This is a genomic window from Lachnoclostridium sp. Marseille-P6806 (assembly GCF_900625025.1).
Lineage (GTDB): Bacteria > Bacillota > Clostridia > Lachnospirales > Lachnospiraceae > CAG-791.
In genome coordinates this window covers 56,149-78,702 of sequence record NZ_LR130583.1, presented here as the reverse complement: position 1 = coordinate 78,702, position 22,554 = coordinate 56,149, and the positions used below count along the sequence as shown (strand labels likewise).

The window sequence follows — 22,554 nt, the reverse complement described above, 5'->3', positions numbered from 1 at the left end:
AGGCATTGACTAAGGTCCCGGACCTCCTGTTCGAACTTAGGGAATTCATCCAGGTCATCAATAAAGGATTCTCTGGCAGACAATACGCCACGTAAAAATTTATCGACCGGTGTTATAATGCTCATGGGTGTTAATTCTCCTTATGGTAGTTGTTTTGGTCGATAATTATTATAACCGAATTTGCAGGCTTCCGCAGTACGCCCTACGAAAGCTTTTTTTGCATTTCCTCCGGGATCGTGCGCGGCAGGGGAAATATTTCCTCATTCAGAAGATAATCCGCCAGCACCGCCATCAGCACGCTCTGCTCGCGGAGCGCCTCCGCCGAGATCAGGTCCGCGGCGTCGTGGCGCGTGTGCATCCCGAAGCCGTCGCGATCCAATGTCATTGCAGGCACGCCTTTCCATGCAAAAGAATTGGAGTCACTGGACCAGACCGCGTGCTTCATGATGACGCCGACTCCCTTCTCTTTCAGCTTCTTATAAAGGAGCTCCGCCGCCTCCGCCTCTGCCGTGACGCCGATGACATCCTGTCCGATCCGCTGCCCCGCAAGGTCGATGTTCATATCGAAAAGACAGCGTCTCAGCTCCTCCTCATGCGCACAGACATAGTGCCTGCTGCCGAGAAGCCCCGGTTCCTCCGCGCCGAAAAAGACAAAACGGATCGATCTGCGGGGCCTGTGCCGGAGAAAATAGCGATACAGCTCAAGGAGAATCGAGACCGCCGCCAGATTATCATAGGCCCCCGGTCCCTGCGGCACACTGTCGTAATGTGCGGTGAGCGCAAGGAATTCTCCCTCACCGTCATCCTCCATTCCGCCGATCCGCGCCTCCACATTGGCCGACGCTGCCCTCTCCTCCGTCTCCTCCAGTCGGACACAAACCGGTCCTGTACCATCCTCCAGCAGACGCAGCGCTTCACGGTAATGAACAGCGATTCCGGGAATACGGCAGTTTTTCAGCGCCGGAAGACGCACAGCGCACGGCGCCGCATCCTCTTCGCCGTCAATCGGCATGCCGTAGACCGAAACAAACGCGGCCGCCCCCGCCCGCTCGATACGCCCGTACAGCTCCTGCCGCACAAGGCAGCCCGTCATAACGATTCTGTCACGGGCCGCAGACAGGCGAATCTCATCGCCGTCTCCAACAAAAAACAGTTCACCGGAAACGCGGGAGGATGTCTGCCGGCAGCCCGGATACCCGGCCGCAGGGATTATACGCTCCCCCTCTTTTTCACTCATCGACGGCACTTCGAGCGCCGCGCTCAGCACAACCGTCTGCGAAAAGGAAAATCCCTCCGTCTCCGGCTCCCCCGCATAGCTCAGAACGTCGGCAGCCTGCGAGACCGCCTCCGCCCGGTATTCCGTGATCCTCCGGCAGATCGCTTCCGCCGTTTCCTTTTCCTCCTGCGATCCGGCAGGGCGCGAAACCGCATAGCGCTTCACAAAATCAAGCGCCCGCGCGCCGCACAGCTCTTCATATGACATGGTTTTTCTCTCCTCCGCCGTGACAGCAGATGCGCGTCCTCGTTTCTCTCCCGCGCCCCTGCCCCTGACAGGCTGCTTATGCTTATTCCACCGCCGCCAGCAGCTTCAGCAGCATCTCCCCGGTCCCCACATTGTAGCCGGCACTCGCATATGCGCCGTCCAGCGGGCCTCCGGTTAGGATGATAAGCGGCAGGCTCCCCGGATCCACATACATTTTCCGGGCGAGCACCTGTACATTTTCTTCAAACGAGTCAAAAAACACACGGCTCCCCGGCAGGGCCTCCCGAACCCGGCGCACAAGAGGATTTTCCAGCGACGCCTCTCCCCGGACGACAAAGCAAAGCCGCCCCGCTCTGCCCGCAAAGCGCGCCCGCAGCTCATACAGCTCGCCCAGAATATGCTCGGTCGGCTCCCGTCCCTCATCAAGCCAGAAGAGGATCGTCCCCTTTTCTTTTGTGAGCCCGCTTCCGGGAAGGGCGCCGGCTCCATCGCAGCTATGCAGATAAAACTCCGGCAGGGGAACGCTCTCCAGCATCTCCTCGGCGGCCGCCTCGCGAAGCTCCAGCTCTGCCCGGACCGTTTCGCCCTCCATCACCGTAAAATACCTCTCCGCCGCAAGAATATTGCCGTTGGGCAGACGGTTTTCCGTGATGACGCGGTAATCCCCGGGAACCGTCGGAATCTCCAGCATATTTTTTTCGTCAAAGGCAAATTTCTCCAGCCGGAGCGTCCGGTATTCCTCCTCCACTCGCTCCGCCGCCGTCCACTGCATCGCGTAGCTGAGCGTTTCGCCGGGCCGCCTGATAAAGCAGATCCGTCCGGTCTGTCTGCGATTCTCCTCCACCGGTACAAAACGTCCGCCGTCCCAGTATTCCAACGCGCCGTCCATGGGGCGGAGCCTCGCCGGTATGCCGAGCGTTCGGCAGGCCGCCACAAAAAGAATGCGTTTTGAGAGATTGCTTCCCGTTCTGCTCATCCAGCATGCCCCGGGCGGCGTCACGACGCTCTCCCGCTCCCTCTTCGGGAACGAGCGGATATTCTCACGGATCCAGCGCCAGAGCCGCTCCGGATTTTTCCTGTACTCCTCCTGACGGGACGCCGGAATATCCGAAATGATTTCCTCCCGATAGCTCCGGAGAATCTCATATTCCACCCGGGGATTCATCACATAGCGGGAAAACAGCCCCGGCTCCATCCCCTCCCGGTACGGCAGCGCATTCGCAAAGTGCGAGGAAAGCACCGCGCCGTCCGCATCCGTTCTGTCCTTTTCCGAGAGCTGCGAAAGCAGCTCCCCCCGCAGCCTGCAAAGCCCGGCCTCTTCGGCATTTTTCTGCCCGTCCTCTCTCCGCAGAAAAGCGGAAAGTCCCGGATTCTCATAGCCGCTCCTTGTCGCCTCACGCTGCGCCGCTGCCACGGCAAGACGTTCCCGTCCTCTTTGCTTTTCCTCCTCCGTCGGCCTCTGCGGATTGATCTCCGCCGCCTCCGGGGCACGAAAATCGACGGGCTCCCAACGCCCTGTCTGAGGATGAGGACGCTCCGTTTTTTTCAGCCGCAGCCGCACCGGAAGAGCCGCCGGCCGGCCGGCATCGAGCTGCAGCGTCTCCTCCTCGCCGTCCGACAGCGCGCGAAGACGCAATGAACCTAGACCGGTCGTAAAAAACGCCTCCCCGTTCTCATCGCAGCGCAGTCTCGCCACATCCACATATTCCGCCTCGTTGAGGAGCATAACGCGGACATCGGCCCCCGAAGCCGGCGTTCCGTCCGACCGGAAAACGCCGATCCGGAGCGTCACTGTTTTCGCGTAGCGGTGCAACTGGTTCAGCACCGTCACGACTCCCTCCGCGCCGACAATGTCCTCCCCCACGGGCTCCGTCACGTGGCCGAAATACCGGGAATGCACCAACATCGCCCGCGACGACGCCTCCGTAAACCAGCCCCGGTCAAGGATCTCAAGCGGCTCGCAGGCTCCCGTGAAATGCCATCTTCCATCCGCGAATACCTCGATCCACGCATGATTGTCCTCGCAGTGCGCCCAGCGCGGAACATAGACCTGCCGCGCGGGAATGCCGAACGCCCGCATGGCCTGCACCGCAAACGTCGATTCCTCTCCGCAGCGCCCGTAGCCTCTCCGGAAGAAATACAACGCGGAAATCGTTCTGCGGTCATCACTCCGGTACGTCCCCTGCGCCGCGCACCAGTAATTGATATCGATCGCCGCCTGCACGCCGCGGGCCGCGCCGATCGTCCGCTCCAGCTCTCTCCCGAATTCTGTCCGGCAGGGAAGAAGCTCTTCCTCATTCACCCGGCAGAACAGCACATACTGCAGAAACATCTCCTCCGGCAGCGCCCGCACATCCTCCCGCATTTCATACAGATGCAGACTCCACACCGCATAATCCCGAAACGTCTCATAAGGATATGTCACCGCGTCGGAAAGCGGCATGGATGCATAGAGGTAGCGCATCGCTCTCTGCAACGCCTCGGGTTCCCCGGCGATCCGGTCTTTGCAGGCAGCCGCCAGTACGGGAAATTCCATGCACAGCCTGTCAAATTCCCGCTGTATTCTGTCCCTGCTCTGAATCAGAAAATTTTCCATGATTTGCCTCACTTCACTGGTAGGAATACAGCTCCACTCCATATCCCGCGATTGTGCTGCATATTTCGCCGTCCGGCAGGGCGTCCGTGATGATCCCGCCGATGTCATCGAGGTGCGCATATCGGTAATTTTCATTGAAATAAAACTTTTCGCGCTCCATCACGACAAATTCATGGCGCGCACACTCGATGGCCGCCCGCTTGGTCAGGCCGTCCTCCACGCCGAGCGTCGTGAACGAGCCATCGGTGAAGTCGATGCCGCAGCACCCCATGAACGCTTTCTCGAAGCTGTACTGCCGGATCGCATCGATGGCGGAGGAGCCGAGAAAGCCGTTCACGCCCCGGTTCATAACCCCTCCGGTCCCGATCACCGAAAGATTGCGGTTCATGGCGAGAATCTGAAGAATGTCAATCATGTTGCTGACGGCGGTGAGACGCATCTCGGAGGCGGCGATGAGCTTTGCCAGCTCAATATTCGTCGTTGAAATGTCGAGAAAAATCGTCTCGCCCTCGCGAAGCAGGGTAAACGCTTTCTGCGCCACCTTGCGCTTCTGCTCCAGATGAAAGTCTTTCCGGTTGACTACGTCGCGCTCGAGCGGATATTCCTGAGACAGGATCGCCCCGCCATAGGTCCTCTTGAGCCTGCCCCCGTTCTCCAGCTGCTTGAGGTCCTTGCGGATGCAGTCCTCCGTCACGCCGAACTGCTCCGAAAGCTCCTTGACGACAACCTTTCCGTCGCGCCGGAGCTGCTCTTCAATTCTGTTTTGCCTCTCATTGGTAAACATCGCTTTACCTCATATCATTACATGTCTGCATAACCCTGCCGCCCGCCCATCTCATCTGAATAAAGTGTAGGATGCCGGATTATTATTGTCAATTGCAGCTCCTATTGTTTTGGATTGTTTTGTATTGTTTTATCGTGTTTTCTTTCACATTTGCAGTGCCTCTGTTAAAATAAAGGGCATGAGGCTGCGTGCCGTCCGGCGGATACGGATTCCGAAACCCGGACAGCCCCGGGCCGTCGATACGGAATCGTTCCCGCGGGCTTTGCAGCCTGCGCCAAGCGCTTTGTCAGGGAGGAATCATGAAATTAGAGCCTGTAAAAGATGGCAAACGGCTTCTTGCCGTTCTGTTTGCCGCCCTTGTGATCGCCGTGAATATCAAAACCTTTGTCCGGACCGGAGATCTGTTCCCCGGCGGTGTGACCGGACTGACGCTTCTCATTCAGCGCGTACTCTCTCTGCGCGGTATCGCCGTCCCCTATTTCCTTATCAATTTCATATTAAATGCCATCCCGATCTACATCGGCTTCCGCTATATCGGCAGAAAATTCACGCTGTTCTCTCTGGTTTTTATCGTGGTGAACGGTTTTCTCGTCGATCTCATCCCCGCACACGCGATCACCTACGATACCCTCCTCATCGCCGTATTCGGGGGCATCATCAACGGCGCAGCGATTGCGCTGTGCCTCTCCGTGGATGCCACCAGCGGCGGGCTGGACTTCATTTCCATCTTCCTCTCCCAGCGCAAGGGCGTGGATTCCTTTAATTTTATTCTGGCTCTTAATGTTGTGATTATCGGCATCGCCGGCTTTCTCTTCGGCTGGGACAGGGCGCTGTACTCCATCGTATATCAGTATGTCTCCACGCAGGTTCTGCATCTTCTGTACCGCACATATCAGCAGCAGACACTGTTCATTGTCACAAATCATCCCGAGGAGGTCTGCCGCGAAATCTCCCAGGTGTGCCGGCACGGAGCAACGATACTGCGCGGCGAGGGCTCCTACGGGCACGCCGAGCGGGATATGGTCTACTCCGTCATCTCCGCCGAGGACGCCGGCCGGATCATCCCCGTTCTCCGCAAGACGGACCCGGATGCGTTCATCAACTCAATCCGTACAACCGAGGTGCGGGGGCATTTCTATCTGAAGCCCAAGGACTGACGCGCTGTCTGCCGGCAGAAGGCAGGTATACGGACGCAGTAGATGATGTTCTAATCAAAGTAGTAAATGCACCTATTAAGAAATTCAAGATAAAGGTGACGGGCGTGTAACGCTTTCAAACGCAAAATCGATGGGTAAGGTGCAAACACCTTACCCATCAACGTTTATGCTTAAAAAACGGCTTGAAATCAGGCTTTTTCAGCCTCTAATTTTCGACTCTTACATACGGATAGACAGAGACAGCCTGCGTTCATTTCAAGGAAGCCTTGTATTCCTCGCCCCAATTCCACAGGACGTCAAGAATAGGCTTCAGGCTCTTGCCTAAATCAGTCAAAGAATACCGAGCAGATCTCCCCGGGTACCACACGTTTCTTTCTCTCCATCTATCTGCCACATTTATCATGCATGATTCCGTGTAGTTATGGGGCTTTGGCTTGTTACGCCCCACATCCGGCTTCCTTCAGATTCCACCTCACGAGGCCAGGTATGATGGCTTTTATGCTGTCTGCACAAATCTCGATGAGGATCCGACACAGATCGCCAAAATCAATCATGACAGATGGGAAATCGAAGAATCTTTCCGGATCATGAAATCAGAATTCGAGGCAAGGCCTGTTTATCTTCACAGAGACGACCGGATCAAAGCACATTTCCTCACTTGTTTTATTTCACTTATGATCTACAGGATCCTGGAAAAGCAGCTGAAAGAAAAGTACATCTGTGAAGACATCATTCACACCCTGAGGGATATGGATATGCGGAAACTGGATGATTACGGATATCTCCCGAATTACACACGCACACAGCTGACAGATGATCTGCATAAAAGTGCCGGATTCCGTACGGATTATGAGTTGATAACGCCGAAATCCATGGCTGGGATCATCCGCAGATCAAGGGACCTCTGAAGAGTATACGCATTTCACGAAAAACGGAAGCCGCCGTAATCCTGCATAAGCACTGGGGTTACGGCTGCTTTTAGTTCATTCGACTGTCAAAAATGGGATTATACTCTATTCGCTTCTCTTTAATCCAAAATTTTTACTGTCCAATCCATAGTTTTTGATGGTCAATCCAAAGTTTTCCTCCATCAAACCCCAAAAAAGAACCCTGCATCACGCAAAGTGCTCTCATCATTCATCGAGTAGTTCACCTTCAAAAGGTGTAAATCAGATACATCCCTTACGGAACGGCTTATTTCCGCCGTTTCTCTAGGCAAGTTCAGATGTTGCCATGGCAGACGAAAAGAATTTTTATCACAATCAAAATCCTCTGTCATTAAGCAGCTCATGTTACTATTCATGCTCAGGATTCAGATAAACAGCAGGAGCCAGCTCCCCCAGCGCATCCCCCTGCGGCATATTCAGATATTGTATTTCTCCGTCATTCACAAGGAGGCGGTCTTCGGAATCCGTGAGCGTCCCGATCACCCGCGCAGAAAATCCGTTTTCCTCAAGACAGCGAACGGCTCTCTCCGCCCGGTCGCGCGGCGCCGCCCCGAGGAGGCACCCTGTCGAGTCCATCCGATAGGGATCGATCCGATAAAAATCAGCAAGCTCCACCGTCTCCTGACGGATCGGGATTTTCTTTCTGTCCGCCGTAAGCCCGCAGTGCAGCTCCCCCGCCAGCTTCCAGAGCGCCGTGCAGACGCCCCCGTAGCCCATCGCCCGCAGATAAAGCGGAAACGTCCCGGACGGCTGTTCTTCTCTGCGCAGGCAGTCCCGGCTGCCGGAAGAGCGCGCCGCATACGGCTCTGCAGGCCCAAGTCCAAACAGAATCTCCGCCTCACGCAGCGAAAGGAGCTGCTTTGTCTCAAGGTCAGCCCTCGCCGATGCCAGAAACGCTTCGGAAAAGCGCCGATTTCTTTGCCGGCAGCTTTTTTCGGGGAAAGCGTTCGATCCGGAGAGCGATGCGAGCAGCCCGCCCCCCGCACTGCCGGCGTATCCGGTCATAAAAATTACCGGCAGCGTACCCCGCAGGTCTTTGGGCTCTCCGTCCCGGCCGCCGGACAGCCGTTCTTCGCCCCGGTGAGCGCCTCTCATAAATCCGATCCCCGTGAGACTGACCACGGGCCGCCGCACCGCGGCGCTGACCTCGGTGTGACCGTCCGCGACCACGACGTCGTATTCCCGGCACAGAGCCGCGAGCTCATCCATCATCCCGCGGAGCGTTTCCTCCAGCGTATTTTCCGGCAAAAGCACCGACAGCGCGACCGTCTTCATAAGCGCGCCGCGGGCAGCGAAGCGGTTCTGCATCCGGCAGAACGCAAGACGGATCAATATACCGGCGGATACGGGCGTCGCTTCCTCTTCCGAAAAAGGACTCAGAATCACGGCGTCCTGCATCACCAGCGGTTCCCCGGGTTCCCGGGCTGCCGCCGTCCTCCGCACGCCCGCAAGGCGTTTGTCGATCGAGCGCTGCAAGACCGCCTCACGGAGCTTTCCCGTTTTCAGAAGGTGCCCCGCAGCAGGACTCCCCGTCTCTTTTTGTCCGCGTTCTTCTCCCATGTTCTCTTCCATCCCGTCACCTCCGGCGCCCGGCCGCATCGCGGAGAATTACCGCCAGCGGAATGTCGCAATGCCGTAGATATAAATGAACAGAATCGCCACGGGAACGACGAAGCGGAATACCGGCTTCATCCACGCCTGCACCTTCATGCCCCGCCCGGTATTGGCCTCCGCCACGAAGCGGTCCCAGCCCCAGCCGAACGAGTTGCAGCAGAACAGCGACATCACAAGCGATCCCAGAGGGAGAACATTGTTGGACACGATGAAATCCCACAGATCGAGCCACGCCGTTCCCTCCGCAAAGGGCTGGAAGTGCAGCACGCTGTAGCCCAGCGCCGTCGTCAGCGCGAGGACAAAAATACCGGCTCCGCAGATCAGGGAGCCTTTCGGACGGCTCCAGCCCGTGAGCTCGCGGACCATCGCCAGAATATTCTCACAGACTCCCAGCACGGTCGAAACCGCCGCAAATACCATGAACAGGAAGAACAGCGCGCCCCACCAGCGCCCGCCGCTCATATGATTGAACACGCTCGCCATCGTGTCGAACAGGAGGCTCGGCCCCGCGTTGACCTCAAGCCCGTAGGTAAAGCACGCCGGAAACATGATGACGCCCGCGATCACCGCCACAAAGGTATCCATGACAATGATGTTGGCCGCCTCGCCCATCAGCGCCCGCTCCTTGCCCGCATAGCTTCCGAAAATCGCCATGCTGCCCATGCCGACGGACAGAGTGAAAAACGCCTGATTCATCGCCGCCACCACGACGGAGCCGTTGATCTTGGAAAAATCCGGGATCAGATAAAAGGAGAGCCCCTCCGCCGCCCCGGACAGCGTCACGCTGTGGATCGCGAGCACCACCATCAGAATCAGCAGCGCCGACATCATATATTTTGTGATGCGCTCAAGCCCTTTCTGAAGATTAAAGCTGAGAATATAAAAGGACAGCGCGACCGTGATCAGAAGATACAGCACGTTGATCTCCGGATCCCGGATCATCATCTCAAAGCCGAAGCTCTCATTCCGACCGATGAGAAACTTTACAAAATAGTAAATAATCCAGCCCGTAACGACCGTATAAAACGCCATCAGCGCGATATTGCCGAGCAGACAGACGATGCCGAACACCCCCCAGCGCTGGCCGGGCTTCTGGAGCTTCTGATACATATGAACCGGACTGACCTGCGACGCGCGTCCGATGGAAAATTCCATCACCATCACCGGCAGTCCCAGAAGCAGGAGACACAGAATATAGACCAGTACAAAGCCGCCGCCCCCGCTCTGCCCGCACATCCACGGAAACTTCCAGACATTTCCGCAGCCGACCGCACAGCCGGCCGAAAGCATGATGAATCCGATCCGACTTCCAAGACGCTCCCTGTTTTCCATAGATGATTCCACCCTTTCATGAGGCATAAAAAAACGCCAGACAGGATTCTGAACATCTTGTCTGGCGCTGCATATCCTTCATTCACCGGCCGCTGTGCCCGCCTTGCAGTTCACCGCGTCCGTCCGCTCTGCCGCTGTTTCCAACCGATGCCGTCAACGACAAAAGAATAGCATCCCGGCACGGCATTTGCAACTGCATTCCGGCAGCCCCTGCGCCGGCGGCCCCCGCGTTATTCCGGCCGCCGTGAACGCGGCCTCAGCACGGCTTCGAGGGCGGCATATGACCGCATCCTACACAATCACGCCGTCCGGATCCCAGAGCGCTTCCCAGTCCGTCGCGCCGGGCCACAGGAAAACCTGTCCCTTGACCAGCCGGCAGCCTCTGTCGTCCGCGGCGATCTCCGCCATTTCCTCCTCCGTCAGCGGGTCCTCAAAGCTCGCCTTGAGATTCGCGACATACTGCGGCTGCTTCACCGAGAAAGGAATCGGAATCTGGCCGTTCTGAACCGCCCACTTGAGGCAGGTCACCGCCGGATGGTCCTGATGCGCCTGTGCCGCCCGGCGTATCGACGGGAGCTCGACATCCGCGACATCCTCCGCCGTGCGGTCGCGCTCCGGCCGCGAGGGCGAGCCGATGGGGCAGAAGCCGATCGGCTGAATCCCCCGGCTCACCACATAGTCGAACAGCTCGCGCTGCTGAAAGGAGGGGTGAAGCTCCATTTCAATGGCCGCCGGCTGAATCCGGCAGAGCGGCAGCACTGCCTCCAGCTTCGGAATCGTCATATTGGACATGGCGATGTGCTTTGCCAGTCCCGCGTCCACGAGCGCCTCACACTGGCGCCATGTATCCATAAACTCCTCCACGGAAAACGGTCTGGAATCCGGATTTCTCGAATCGCCGTCGCAGTGCGGCGCATGATAATTCGGAAACGGCCAGTGCACAAAATACAGATCGATCGCATCGAGCCGCAGATCCGCAAGGCTCTTCCGGCATGCTTTCTCCACCTCGCGGTGCTGATCGTTCCAGACCTTGGAGGTGACAAAAAGCTCCTCGCGGCGGACGACGCCCTCCTCCATCAGCCGGTGCAGCACCTCGCCGATCCTGTCCTCGTCCTGATAGACCGACGCGCAGTCGATCAGGCGGTAGCCGCTTTTTACCGCGCCATAGACCGCCTCCGCAATCTGCTCCGGGCTGTATTTATCGGAGCCGAATGTGCCGATCCCGATCGCCGGGATCGGCGTACCGTCCGCAAGCCTCCTCACGGGAACGCTCGCGCTGTAATCCACATATTCTCCCATCGCTCCTCCCTTTTCCTTTCCAAAGCGCCCTGCCCGTGACACGTCTCCTCCGCAGGCAGGCCGCGGGGCGTCACACACTCCCGCACTCCCGGCGGCAGTACCACATCCACCCGGAGTGCCTTTGCAAGGCCGCACACGCTCCCGCACCCGCGGCGGAAGCTCTCTCTGTTCATTTCAGTCCGGATAGACAATCGCGACCTTGCCGCAGTTTCCGCTCGCCATCAGCGCATACGCCTCCGCCGCCTTTTCCACCGGGAACTCATCCGTGATCAGCTGATCGGGGTGAATGCCCCAGCGGACAAGATGCTCGACGAGATCCTCCATCCTCCAGAGAGAGGTGACCCACGAGCCGTAAATGGTCTTCGTCGGATGCATGAGATCCGGGCTCGGATTGAGCGTGACGGAATGTCCCTCGCCCACAAAGGCGATCTTTCCGTAATCGCGCGCCGCGCGGACTGCCGTCTGTCTGCCCGCATCCGCCGCCGAGCAGTCGATGGTCTTCTCGCAGCCATGGCCGCCGGTCACGGCGAGAATATCCTCAACCACGTGGTCACTCGGCTGGAAGACATAGTCCACAAGTCCCAGCTCCTTTGCCAGACCGATGCGGTATTCGTTCATCTCAACGCCGATCAGCTTCTCCGCGCCCATCGCTTTCGCAAGCATCAGCGTTGCGAGGCCGACCGGGCCGAGGCCGACGACAAGCACCGCGTCGTCGCCGCCGATGCCGATTTTTTCCAGCGCCTCATAAGCCGTCCCGAAGCCGCAGGCCACCTGCGCGCCGTCCTTGTAGGAAAGCTCGTCCGGCAGCGGAATCAGGTCTTTCTCATCGCAGAGGATATAGGGCGCCATGCCGCCGTTTCTCTGCCAGCCGTAGGCCGCGCGAAGCGGGCTCTTGCAGGAAATATAATTTCCCTTACGACAGTCATAGCACACCCCGCAGCCCGAAATATGATAGACGATCACGCGGTCGCCCTTTTTGAAGCGCTTCAGGCCCGGGCCCTCCTCCACGATCTGCCCGCAGGGCTCATGCCCCGCCACCATGCCGGGAATATAGCCCTCCGGCCCTTTGCCGAGATGCTCCCGGTAAATGCAGCGGATATCCGATCCGCAGATCGTAGACGCTTTCGTCTTGATCACCACCTGCCCGAAGCCGGGCGTCGGAACCTCAAATTCCTTCAGCTCCACAGTGCTGTTGCCGGGAAGAATCGCGCCGATCATTTTTACTGCCATAGCCTGTCCCCTCCGTTTCTGAATGTTTCTTCCTGTTTCTCTCTGTTTCTGCCCGACTGCCCCGCGCACACGACATCGCAGCCGCAGTCCCCCTCTGCCGGCGGCCGGACTGATACATGCCTCCCGCGCCGGTCTCCGGCTTTCTCTGTCTCTATCATAGCCGAGCACACCGCAGATTCACAGTCTGCCATCTGTCCACTTATGATAAAATATGTCGTGTCAGCGCAGGTTTTTGTCCAAAGGGTATTTGCCATGAAAAAAAGATATGACAGCCTCGATTTGAATTTTACACTCGGCGGATGCACGTTCCGTCCCCTCAATATCGTCTTTGAGCAGTTTCAGAAAAATATTCCGCGCCACCGCCACAGCGAAAACTGCTATGAAATCCATCTGATCCCCGCCGGAAAGGGAACGGTCGTCCTCGAGGGACACAGCTACCCCGCGCAGGCAGGCACCCTGTTCGTGACGGGGCCTCACATCGAGCACGAGCAGCAGACCGACGCCGCCGAACCGATGGAGGAATACTGCGTATTTTTTCATGTGTCCTCCGACCGCCGCCGGGGAGGCGAGGATTCCGTCGCGCGGAGCTTCCGCGCCGCAAGGCTCTGGATCGGCCGCGATACGCAGGGCGTCCGCCCCATCATGGAGCGGCTCTTTCGCGAGCTTGAGGAAAAGCGCCCCGGCTACACGGAGGCCTGCCGCTCCTGTCTGCAGCTCCTTGTCATCGCCATGGCGCGCAGCTGCCGCTGTCAGGAGGCCGGGCCGGAGGAGACCGCCGCGCTCCCCAGAACGCCGCTCTCCGATCAGAAATCCATCATCCTCGATGAGAGCTTTCTCTATGAATATCAGACTCTCACACTCGATGCGCTCGCCCGCCGCCTTGCACTGTCCCCGAGACAGACCGAGCGTCTGATCCGCCTCCAGTACGGGCAGACCTTTCAGCAACGAAAAACGGAAGCCCGCATGAATGCGGCCTCCGCTCTTCTCCAGTCCTCTTCCTGCTCCATTTCCTCCATCGCCGATCAGCTCGGCTATTCCTCCGCCGAGCACTTTTCCAACGCATTCCGCCGGTTTGCCGGTGTAAGCCCCCGCCGCTTCCGGGAGGAAGCCCGGTCCCGCACCGAAGCGATTGACAGCGCCGATGCCGCCGCGTATAATCTCGCTTGACACCTGTCATGACACATAGGTCGGCACTGTGGGTCTGTTCCGCACCCGGCAAAGGAGGCTCCGGATGGAAAAGCTCAGGGCATTTCTGAAAAGAAAAGACATCGAGATCTCGGCAAAGCGCTATCTCATCGACGCGCTGGGCGCCATGGCGCAGGGGCTTTTCTGTTCTCTGCTCATCGGAACCATCATCAACACGGTCGGATCGCAGTTCCGCATTTCGTTCCTTACCGCTCCGGTCGCCGTCGTTGCCGGAAGCGAATATACCGTCGGCGGTCTCGCCGCTGCCATGAGCGGCCCCGCCATGGCGGCCGCCATCGGCTGCGCTCTCCACTGTCCGCCCCTTGTGCTGTTCTCTCTGATCACGGTCGGCTTTGCCTCCAACGCCCTCGGCGGAGCGGGCGGGCCGCTCGCCGTTCTCTTCGTCGCCATCGTGGCGGCGGAGCTCGGCAAGGCGGTCTCGGGGGAGACAAAAATCGATATTCTCGTCACGCCGCTCGTCACCATCGGCTCCGGCATTGCGCTCTCCGCGTGGTGGGCCCCCGCGCTGGGGAATGCCGCGATGAAAGTCGGAGCTCTCGTCATGTGGGCGACCGGTCAGCAGCCTTTCCTCATGGGGATTCTTGTCTCGGTCATTGTGGGCATCGCTCTGACGCTCCCCATTTCCTCCGCCGCGATCTGCGCGGCGCTGGGCCTTACCGGTCTTGCGGGCGGCGCGGCGGTCGCCGGCTGCAGCGCCCAGATGGTCGGCTTCGCCGTCATGAGCTTCCGCGAAAACCGCTGGGGAGGGCTGGTCTCACAGGGACTTGGCACCTCGATGCTCCAGATGGGCAACATTGTCCGCAATCCCCGCATCTGGATTCCGCCGATTCTCTGCTCCGCCATCACCGGCCCTCTCGCCACCTGCCTTTTCCATCTGGAAATGAACGGAACACCGGTGGCCTCCGGCATGGGCACCTGCGGCCTTGTCGGCCAGATCGGCGTCTACACCGGCTGGGTGAACGACGTCGCCGCCGGCCTCCGGACCTCCGTCACCGCGTGGGACTGGATCGGCCTTGCCGCCGTATGCTTTGTCCTGCCTGCCGTCCTCTGCCCGCTGTTCCATCTTGTTCTTCTCCGGATCGGCTGGGTCAGGGAGGGGGATATGAAGCTGAAATGAGCGCGCCTCATCCCCTGACGCTCCTCAGCCTTTTCACGCTTCTCACCCCTTGACGCTCCCCGCCGTCAGCCCCTCGACAAAGAAGCGCTGACAGGAGAGAAAGACCGCCAGAATCGGAATCAGACTGAGCACGGACAGCGCAAAGACATAACCCCACTGCGTAAACTGATGCTGGCCGAAAAAACCGGATATCGCAATGGGAAGCGTCCGCTTCGCATCGTCATTGATCACGGTATTCGCCCATGGAAACTCCTCCCATGCCGTCAGGAAGTTAAAAATGGACACCGAAGCGATCCCGGGCTTGGAAAGCGGCAGGATCACATGCCGGTAAACCGTGAGGACGCCCCCTCCGTCGATATACGTCGCCTCATCCAGCTCTTTCGGCACGCTCTCCACAAAGCCCTTGATCATAAAGGTTGAGTAGGGGATCACCCACGCGATGTAAAACGGAATCAGTCCCCACAGCCGGTTCACGGCGCGGAGCCTTACCGCCAGCTCATACTGCGGGACGATCATGGTGGTTCCCGGAATGATCATGGTCAGAATGATAAAGGAAAAGAGAAACGTTCTCCCCGGAAATCGGAACCTCGCGATGCAGAACGCAAGCGCAGAGGCCACGGCCGCCGAGCCGAGCACCGTCGTCACCGACACGACGGCGCTGTTGAAGAAATTTGTGATGAACTTTTTCTGCCCCAGAATATACCGGAAATTTTCCAGCGTGATTTCCTGCCGCGAGGGGAAAAAGCGCGGCGGATATTCATACAGCGCCCCGTTCGGCTTCAGCGCCGTGCTGATCATATAAACCATGGGCAGAACAACCACTGCGACGCCCGCCGCCAGAATTGCCCCCGCAAGCAGCATCATCCACTTCCGGCTGCCGATATTCGCAGCCTGTCTCATCCTTTTCAAGTTTTTTCCCTCATAAGCCGAAACTGCAGAACCGCCAGCACGGCGAGCACCAGCGCAATGATAAAGGACAGCGCCGCAGCATAGCCGAATTTTCCGGTGCTGAACGCCTTGTAATACATCCACGTCAGCACGACCTCCGTCTCGTGCCCCGGCTTTCCGTCCGTGATGAGCTTCGTCGAGGTGTAGACATTGAAGCCGCCGATCGTGAGCATGACAAGGGCAAACAGCAGCGTTCCCCGTATCCCCGGAAGCGTGACATACACAAATTTCTTCCACGCTCCCGCGCCGTCCAGAGAGGCGGACTCGTACAGCTCCCGGGGGACCGTCTGCAGGGCCGCCAGAAACACGACCATATTCCAGCCTATCCCTTTCCATATTCCCAGAAGCATCGCCACAGACATGCCGCCCCAGCGCGAATCGAGCCAGCGGATGTTCTGCGGCGCCGCATGAACGACCTGCGTGAGAAAATAGTTGAGAAGTCCCTCGGTATTAAAAACATAGCGGAACACCAGCGAGCAGATCACCCACGAGGTGATCACGGGAAGATAATAAGCCACCCGGAAGCCGATCTGCCCCCTCGGCAGAGAATGAATCAGCATCGCCACAAAAAGTCCCAGCAGCATCTGGGCCGGCACCGTGACGGCCGTGTACGCCAGCGTATTTGCAAACGCCGTCCGGAAATACCCGTCCGTCACGACCTCCCTGTAATTGGACAGGCCGATGAACTCCTGCTTCAGGAAAGAACCGAAATCCCATCCGCAGAAGCTCATCCAGAACAGCCTCACAATCGGATAAATCGTGAACGTCCCGAAGATCAGAAGCCCCGGCAGGAGGAGCATCGCGATTTCCGCCCTGCTTTTTCCTTTCAGTTTCATTGTCACCTCCGCGCCCGGCCTCTTTCGGATCGGACGATCTTATTCCGAAAGCAGCTGATCCACCTTCGGCGCCAGCTCGTCCATCGCCTCCTGCGCCGTCTTCTCACCGTTCACCACCGCCGTGACCGCTGTCGCAAGCTCGGTGTCAATCTCCGACCACGCCGCCACCGTGGGGCGCGACTTTGCTGTTTTCAGCTGCTCGATATAAGGCGCAAAATCCGCATTCTTCACCGTATCGCTCCGGAGCGCTTCCTTATTGCAGGGGATCTGTCCGCATTTCGCCATCTCCTCCTGCGCATAGGCTCCCGTCATAAAGGTCATGAATTTCCACGCCGCATCCCGGTTTGCCGTGCGGAACATCGCGATGTCCTCGCCGCCAAGCACCGAAACCGAGCCGTCCTTTCCTGCGGGCACCGCGGCCGTCCCATACGCGAAATCCGGGTACGCCCCGGCGAGCTCCGCCACCTTCCACGGCCCCTCCAGCAGCATCATGTAGCGTCCGGTTCCGAAGCCGTCCGTCATCGGGATATCGCCGCTGTTCCAGCCGGTGATCGCATTTTCCTGATACAGCTCCGCAAGCATTTCGATCGCCGCGACGGTCTCGGGGCTGTTGATATAGCCCGTCGCTTTTGTCTGCGTCTCGTCCGTCAGCGCGCCTCCCATGCTCCAGATAAAGGGACACAGGTTCCAGCCCGACAGAGCCGGCTCATCATAGCCCCAGACCTGCTGCCCGTTTTCATTGGCTCCGGCAAGCGCGCGGCAGGCCGCAGCAAAATCCTCCATCGTCTCCGGAACGGCAAGTCCCGCTTTTTCAAACGCTTCCTTGTTGTAATACAGAATTTTCGTATTCGTGTTCAGCGCAAGCCCGTACTGGTCTCCCCCGATCGCGGCCGTCGACATCGCGCTCTCAAGCAGCGCATCCGCCGCCTCCTCAAAGCCGTCGATTTCCTGATTCAACGGAACCAGAATCCCCATTTTCTGAAATTCCGGAACCCACGCGCTGTCGAGTCTCGCCACATCCGGCAGCGTGTCCGAGCGGGCGCTGATCAGGAGCTTATCGTGCAGATCGGCCCATTCATGTGAAACCGCATTGACTTGGATGCCGGGATTTTCCTTTTCAAATTCCGGAATCAGAATCTCCGTCAGCGTTTTATTTTCCTCAGACTGTGCGCTATAATGATGCCAGAAGCTGATGGTGACCGTTCCGGCCGGCTCCTCTGCCGCCTCTTCCGGCGTCCCGGTTCCGGTCTCCGTTTTCTTTTCCGATTCTTTCGCTGATTCTTCGCTGCGTGCAGCGGTTTCAGAACCTGCCGGTGCGCTGCTCCCGCAGCCTGCTGTCGCCGCCAAGCCTATCGCAGACGCAAGCAGCAGCGCCGGTATTTTTTTGATCTTTTCTCTCCTCATTTGGTTTCCTCCTTAAAATTGTGTGCGTCAGCTTGTTTCTTCTTTCAGTATTTTTGCCTGCATCGCTTCGATTTCCACGGTGAGCGTCCCCTCGTAGCGCTGCATGTCCGCGCCATAGAGCGCTCCGGATACGGACCTGTCCGTATCGTACGCGGCGCCGCCTCCGAAAATCCCGCGGTAGAGCGCCGCCCGGAGCACCGGCACCCGCAGCGTTCTCTTCTCTGCTCCCGCATTGATGAGAACCGCGATGTCTCCTCCTTTCCCGCTGCGGAGGAAGCCGAACACCCTCCCCTCCGCGACGTTGACATGAAACGCGCCGGTCCTGACACAGGAATTCTGCTTCCGGATCGCGGCGAGCCTCTGATAATCCGCAAGGAGCGCGAGGTTTTGCCCCTCCTTTTCCCAAATCATGCAGCCGCGGCAGTCCGGATCGTTATCTCCGCTCAGACCGATCTCGTCCCCGTAATAGATGGACGGCGCCCCCACAAACATCATCTGCAGGACGGCCGCCAGACGGAGCCTTTCCACGCGGTTGTCCGCAAGAAAAAGGAAACGCCCGGTATCATGACTGTCCAGCAGATTGAACAGCGCCTGATTCATCGCCTCCGGGAAACGGGACAACAGGCCCCCCATGCGCTCCGCCAATTCCTTTGCCCCGATGCTCCCGCATGCGATATAATCGCGGACCGCATCCCGGAAGCCGTAGTTCATGATACTGTCCATCTGCATCCCGTCCATCAGCCGCAGGCCGCTGCCCCATGTCTCGCCGAGAAGAATGCAGTCCGGATATCTGTCCTTGAAAAGGAGCCTCGCCTCCGTCCAGACGCCCGCGTCGACCTCGTCCGCCACATCGAGCCGCCAGCCGTCGATCCCGCTTTCCTCCACCCAGTACGTCATCACGTCAAGGATGAATTTCCGCACCTCGGGGTTTCCCGTATTGAGCTTCGGCATATATTTGTAGGCGCCCACACATTCATAGGAGCGGCTCGAAACCGTCACCGGAAATTGTGTGATATGGTACCAGCCGCAAAATGGCGATTGCTCCTGCCGCGCAAGGATATCCTCAAACGCCCGGAAATGAATGCCGGTGTGATTGAACACCCCGTCCAGAATCACGCGGATGCCTCTGGCATGCGCTTTTTGAACGAGCTCTCTCAGGTCCTCCTTCGTCCCGAACTGCGGATCGATGCGGTAATAATCCGTCGTCGCATATTTATGGTTGTAATCCGCCTCAAAAATCGGGGTCAGATACAGGCATTCCGCCCCGAGCTGTTCAAGATAGTCCAGCCTCTCCGCAATCCCCCGGATGTCTCCTCCCGTGTGATTGTCGCGCGTCGGGCGGCTCCCCCACGCCTCCGCTCCCGGAGGATCATTCGACGGGTCGCCATTGCAGAAGCGCTCCGGAAAGATCTGATAATAAATGACGCCCCGGCTCCACTCCGGCACGTGCACAACATCTGTCGTATTCGCGTACAGAAACTCGAAATATCCGTCCTCCGGCCTTTCCCCGGAAAGTCCCCACGCCGTCAGATAGACGCTCTCTCCGTTTTCCGAGATCTCGAAATAATATTTCTGATATCTCGCCACCTCCCGGAACGTTATTTCCGTCTCAAAATGATCCTGCCGTGCATCCCGGTATATCCGCTGCAGCTCGGCTGTCCGGAGCTCTTCCGGATCGGTTCTCGAAAAATAATGAAGCCGGCACCGCACCGCCTCGCCGGCCGCGGTATGAAGCCGGACCCTGAGCCGGTTCCGCTCTGTCAGATAAATGTCCGGATAGGCTCCGGTATGCTGCAGCGCTTCTCTGTTCAACGCTTCCCTCCTGCCTGCCGCTCTGCGCAGGCGCTGTCTGCTTTTTCTCCCCTCCGGCCGGAGGAGGCGCGCGGGATCAGTTCTGTCCTGAGGAGCCGTCTCTCCGGCCTCTGCTCCCTGTTTTTGATCCTGAAAAACAGATACTCCGCCGCCATCCGTCCCAGCTCATACGTGTCCACATCCACCGCGGTGACCGGCGGATCCATATATTCGGCAAACGGATAATTGTCAAAGGTCACCAGCCCGATATCCTCCGGAACCCGGAGCCCGCGCGCCCGAAGCAGCTGCAGCGTCCGGAACGCCAGCTCATTGTTGGCGCAGAGAAACGCGTCGCACCGGCCTCCCTCCAGAGCGGCCGCAAGCTCCTCCCCGAGCGCCGCTTCGTCCGGCGTGCAGCAGATCACGGCGCTTCCTCCGCCCTCCAGCTCTCTTACCGCCTTTCGAAAGCCCTGCACACGGCTCTTTGCAAAGACCGTTTCCTCATTCTCAATGACCAGCGCGGGACGTCTGTACCCCTCCTCCGCCAGATGCCGCACCGCGATGCCGCTTCCCTGCTCATTGTCCACATCGACCCATGCGAGCTGATCGCTCAGTATCGCGGGGCTTCCCATGACGACATACGGAAAGCGCTCCTTATCCAGCATGGCCATCAGATGCAGATTGACGCTGGACGAGGGGATGATGAGGCCGTCCGCCTTTTTCTCATACACCAGAGAGCTGATCACCCGGCGCTTCTCATTGTCGTTTGTGATGAGCAGATTGTAGCCGTTTGCCTGCGCGATGCGCTCCATCGCAAACATGCTGCGGTTGAAAAAATTATTGGCAAAGTCCTTTTCGTTGTCCGCGTCGATGATCAGGGCAATCGTGCCGGTGCTGCCCGTCGCAAAGCTCTTGGCCAGACTGTTGGGGTGATAATCGAGCTGCTTCATTGCTTTCTGTATCCTGTTCCTCGTCTCCCCGGAGATGAGAGAGCTCCCGTTCAGCGCTCTGGATACCGTGGACGGAGATACCCCGACAAGCTTTGCAATGTCCTTGATCGTCGCCGACATAATCACGCCTCCCGCCTTTGCAATCGTATGCGTTATTTTTCTTTATATCCCGCATTTAATGCATTTATTTCTTATGCAACCGTTTGCATTTATTATAATATCGCACCGTTCTCCGTCAATAGTGGGATTCTTCACAAAAAACGTCCCCTTCTTTTGTGTACTTCCGTGCCACACTCTATGCAAGCCCGCATAAAAAATCAGCGCCTCCCCGCTCTCCGGGAAGACGCTGACCATATTCATCGCACGGCCGGGACAAAAGCTCAGCCTCTGACCGCCGCGATCTCCTTTTCATATGCCTCGCAGTCGGCAAACCACTCCGTTTCCTGCGGGACGCCGTTTTTAGCACAGTAATAATCCCACACATCACCGAACGGCATGACCTTGACCGCCTCGCGCAGGCTCATCAGCTTCGTGAAGCTGCGCTCCTCCTGAAGCCTTGCCAGCTCGGCGTTCGGCGTGAGCTCCGCGTACAGCAGAGCCTTTTCCATGCTCCGCATCCCGTTGGTCCATGCCGCGACGCGGTTGATCGAAGCGTCGAAGTAATCCATTCCGATAAAGAATCTCTGCGGATCGTTGCGCACGATTTCCTGCGCAAGCTCCCTCAGATCGTCATTAAACAGAACGACATGATCCGAGTCCCAGCGCACCGGGCGCGAGACATGCAACGCCATCCGGTCGCCGAACAGCAGCAGCGAGGAGAGCTTATCCGCCACATTCTCCGTCGGATGGAAATGCCCTGTGTCGATGAGGCACAGCAGGTTGTTTTTCGCCGCATAATTCATGTAGAACTCGTGCGAGCCGACCGTCATGGACTCAAGGCCGATGCCGAACACCTTGGATTCGACCGAAATATAGACCGCATCGTGATCATACGGAACCGAGATGATCTGGTCGAGGGAATTTTTCAGCCTCGCTCTCGGTCCTTTCCGATCCGCCGGAATATCCTTGAAGCCGTCCGGGATCCAGATGTTCATGAGGCTCGGCTGGTCGGTCTCCCGGGCAAAATATTCCGTGATTTTAAGACAGGCGATACAGTGCTCGATCCAGAATCGCCGCACCTCCTCATTCTCCGACGAGAGCGTCGCATCCGCCGCCAGCGGATGCGAGAACAGCGTGGGATTGAAATCGATGCCGAGACCGTGCGCCTTTGCGTACTCGACCCAGCGGGCAAAGTGCTTCGGCTCGAGCCTGTTGCGGTCGGCCCACTCCCCCTCCTCAAAAATCGCATAGCTCGCGTGCAGATTGATCTTATGATGCCCCGGCACATAGGACAGAACCTTGTCCATGTCCTGCATCAGCTGCTCCGGCGTCGTCGCCTTGTACGGATAATTCCCGGTCGTCTGAATGCCGCCCGACAGCGGCCCTTTCTGGTCAAAGCCGACCACATCGTCGCCCTGCCAGCAGTGCATCGAAAGACGGATCCCCTCCGCCGCCCCGATGGCCCTGTCCGTGTCGACGCCGAGCTCCGCATAGCGGCGCTTCGCCTCTTCATAGCGTTCCTGTAATGTCATTGCGCAACCTCCTGCATCCCCTGAAAGCATTTACCCGCAGCGCCGGCCCTGTGCCGGACTTCTGCACCATGACATCATTATTCCAGAAAAAAGCGTTCCTGATAAGGTCCGCACTCACAATAAAAAGCGTCCGTTTTTGAAATTCCCGATAGAGAATCCGCGAGCGGCATATCGTATAATATAATCATAAATACAATCAAGGAAAAGAACAGAAGCGGCGGGCGTTTGC

General features: G+C 58.2%; 17 protein-coding genes and 1 pseudogene. 4 read left to right on the top strand and 14 right to left on the bottom strand.

Translation table 11 applies throughout. From position 1 onward, the window contains the following. Positions 1-202 precede the first annotated feature (202 nt). The 3 genes from E0E20_RS10960 to E0E20_RS10950 all read right to left on the bottom strand — a co-directional run bounded on the left by E0E20_RS10960 (position 203) and on the right by E0E20_RS10950 (position 4,863). Positions 203-1,483 carry a M28 family metallopeptidase gene (locus tag E0E20_RS10960; RefSeq protein ID WP_130838239.1) on the bottom strand — a complete coding sequence of 427 codons (1,281 nt, stop codon included), beginning with the start codon at positions 1,481-1,483 and terminating at the stop codon, positions 203-205. Between the two features lie 82 nt (positions 1,484-1,565). Beyond that, the gene (locus tag E0E20_RS10955) at positions 1,566-4,079 is read right to left on the bottom strand and encodes a transglutaminase domain-containing protein (protein ID WP_165444077.1); all 2,514 of its coding nucleotides are present in this window, start codon (positions 4,077-4,079) and stop codon (positions 1,566-1,568) included. Positions 4,080-4,092: 13 nt separating this feature from the next. Continuing rightward, complete coding sequence (locus tag E0E20_RS10950) at positions 4,093-4,863, bottom strand: DeoR/GlpR family DNA-binding transcription regulator (RefSeq protein ID WP_130838237.1); 771 nt, start codon at positions 4,861-4,863, stop codon at positions 4,093-4,095. A 299-nt stretch (positions 4,864-5,162) separates the two neighbouring features. On the opposite strand from E0E20_RS10950, the gene E0E20_RS10945 reads away from it, so the two are divergent. Beyond that, positions 5,163-6,020, top strand: coding sequence for a YitT family protein (locus tag E0E20_RS10945; protein ID WP_130838236.1), 858 nt, complete (start codon positions 5,163-5,165; stop codon positions 6,018-6,020). Positions 6,021-6,270: 250 nt separating this feature from the next. Here the strand turns inward: E0E20_RS10945 and E0E20_RS14630 are convergent, their stop codons facing one another. Continuing rightward, positions 6,271-6,423, bottom strand: coding sequence for a winged helix-turn-helix transcriptional regulator (locus E0E20_RS14630; protein ID WP_334295344.1), 153 nt, complete (start codon positions 6,421-6,423; stop codon positions 6,271-6,273). A 73-nt stretch (positions 6,424-6,496) separates the two neighbouring features. Between E0E20_RS14630 and E0E20_RS14625 the strand changes: the two are divergent. Continuing rightward, a pseudogene (locus E0E20_RS14625) lies at positions 6,497-6,928 on the top strand (IS1634 family transposase); the annotation flags it as partial. A gap of 387 nt (positions 6,929-7,315) precedes the next feature. Here E0E20_RS14625 and E0E20_RS10925 read toward each other — a convergent pair. The 4 genes from E0E20_RS10925 to E0E20_RS10910 form a co-directional block, all read right to left on the bottom strand. Continuing rightward, a complete protein-coding gene (locus E0E20_RS10925; RefSeq protein ID WP_165444076.1) occupies positions 7,316-8,539 on the bottom strand; it encodes an AIR synthase related protein in 1,224 nt (407 codons plus the stop codon). A 36-nt stretch (positions 8,540-8,575) separates the two neighbouring features. Further along, complete coding sequence (locus E0E20_RS10920; protein WP_130838231.1) at positions 8,576-9,913, bottom strand: sodium-dependent transporter; 1,338 nt, start codon at positions 9,911-9,913, stop codon at positions 8,576-8,578. 291 nt (positions 9,914-10,204) lie between these two features. Beyond that, the gene (locus tag E0E20_RS10915; protein ID WP_130838279.1) at positions 10,205-11,212 is read right to left on the bottom strand and encodes an aldo/keto reductase; all 1,008 of its coding nucleotides are present in this window, start codon (positions 11,210-11,212) and stop codon (positions 10,205-10,207) included. A 174-nt stretch (positions 11,213-11,386) separates the two neighbouring features. Continuing rightward, entirely contained in the window at positions 11,387-12,442 is a 1,056-nt protein-coding gene (locus tag E0E20_RS10910) for a zinc-dependent alcohol dehydrogenase family protein (RefSeq protein ID WP_130838230.1), read from the bottom strand. A 252-nt stretch (positions 12,443-12,694) separates the two neighbouring features. Here E0E20_RS10910 and E0E20_RS10905 point away from each other — a divergent pair, with 252 nt between their 5' ends. Further along, the gene (locus tag E0E20_RS10905) at positions 12,695-13,609 is read left to right on the top strand and encodes an AraC family transcriptional regulator (RefSeq protein WP_165444075.1); all 915 of its coding nucleotides are present in this window, start codon (positions 12,695-12,697) and stop codon (positions 13,607-13,609) included. Between the two features lie 64 nt (positions 13,610-13,673). Further along, positions 13,674-14,765: a PTS transporter subunit IIC gene (locus E0E20_RS10900; protein ID WP_130838228.1), complete on the top strand. Its 1,092-nt coding sequence runs from the start codon at positions 13,674-13,676 to the stop codon at positions 14,763-14,765. Positions 14,766-14,807: 42 nt separating this feature from the next. Here the strand turns inward: E0E20_RS10900 and E0E20_RS10895 are convergent, their stop codons facing one another. The 6 genes from E0E20_RS10895 to E0E20_RS10870 form a co-directional block, all read right to left on the bottom strand. After that, positions 14,808-15,665 carry a carbohydrate ABC transporter permease gene (locus E0E20_RS10895; RefSeq protein ID WP_242622768.1) on the bottom strand — a complete coding sequence of 286 codons (858 nt, stop codon included), beginning with the start codon at positions 15,663-15,665 and terminating at the stop codon, positions 14,808-14,810. A gap of 5 nt (positions 15,666-15,670) precedes the next feature. Beyond that, complete coding sequence (locus E0E20_RS10890) at positions 15,671-16,549, bottom strand: carbohydrate ABC transporter permease (protein WP_130838227.1); 879 nt, start codon at positions 16,547-16,549, stop codon at positions 15,671-15,673. Between the two features lie 39 nt (positions 16,550-16,588). After that, complete coding sequence (locus E0E20_RS10885) at positions 16,589-17,953, bottom strand: extracellular solute-binding protein (RefSeq protein ID WP_130838226.1); 1,365 nt, start codon at positions 17,951-17,953, stop codon at positions 16,589-16,591. A gap of 27 nt (positions 17,954-17,980) precedes the next feature. Further along, on the bottom strand, positions 17,981-19,765 hold the full coding sequence (locus tag E0E20_RS10880; RefSeq protein WP_130838225.1) for a glycoside hydrolase family 13 protein: 1,785 nt from the start codon (positions 19,763-19,765) through the stop codon (positions 17,981-17,983). Then, the gene (locus E0E20_RS10875) at positions 19,762-20,814 is read right to left on the bottom strand and encodes a LacI family DNA-binding transcriptional regulator (RefSeq protein ID WP_130838224.1); all 1,053 of its coding nucleotides are present in this window, start codon (positions 20,812-20,814) and stop codon (positions 19,762-19,764) included. The genes E0E20_RS10880 and E0E20_RS10875 overlap by 4 nt, the downstream gene beginning before the upstream one ends. Positions 20,815-21,074: 260 nt before the next feature. Further along, entirely contained in the window at positions 21,075-22,325 is a 1,251-nt protein-coding gene (locus tag E0E20_RS10870; RefSeq protein WP_130838223.1) for an L-rhamnose isomerase, read from the bottom strand. Positions 22,326-22,554 lie beyond the last annotated feature (229 nt).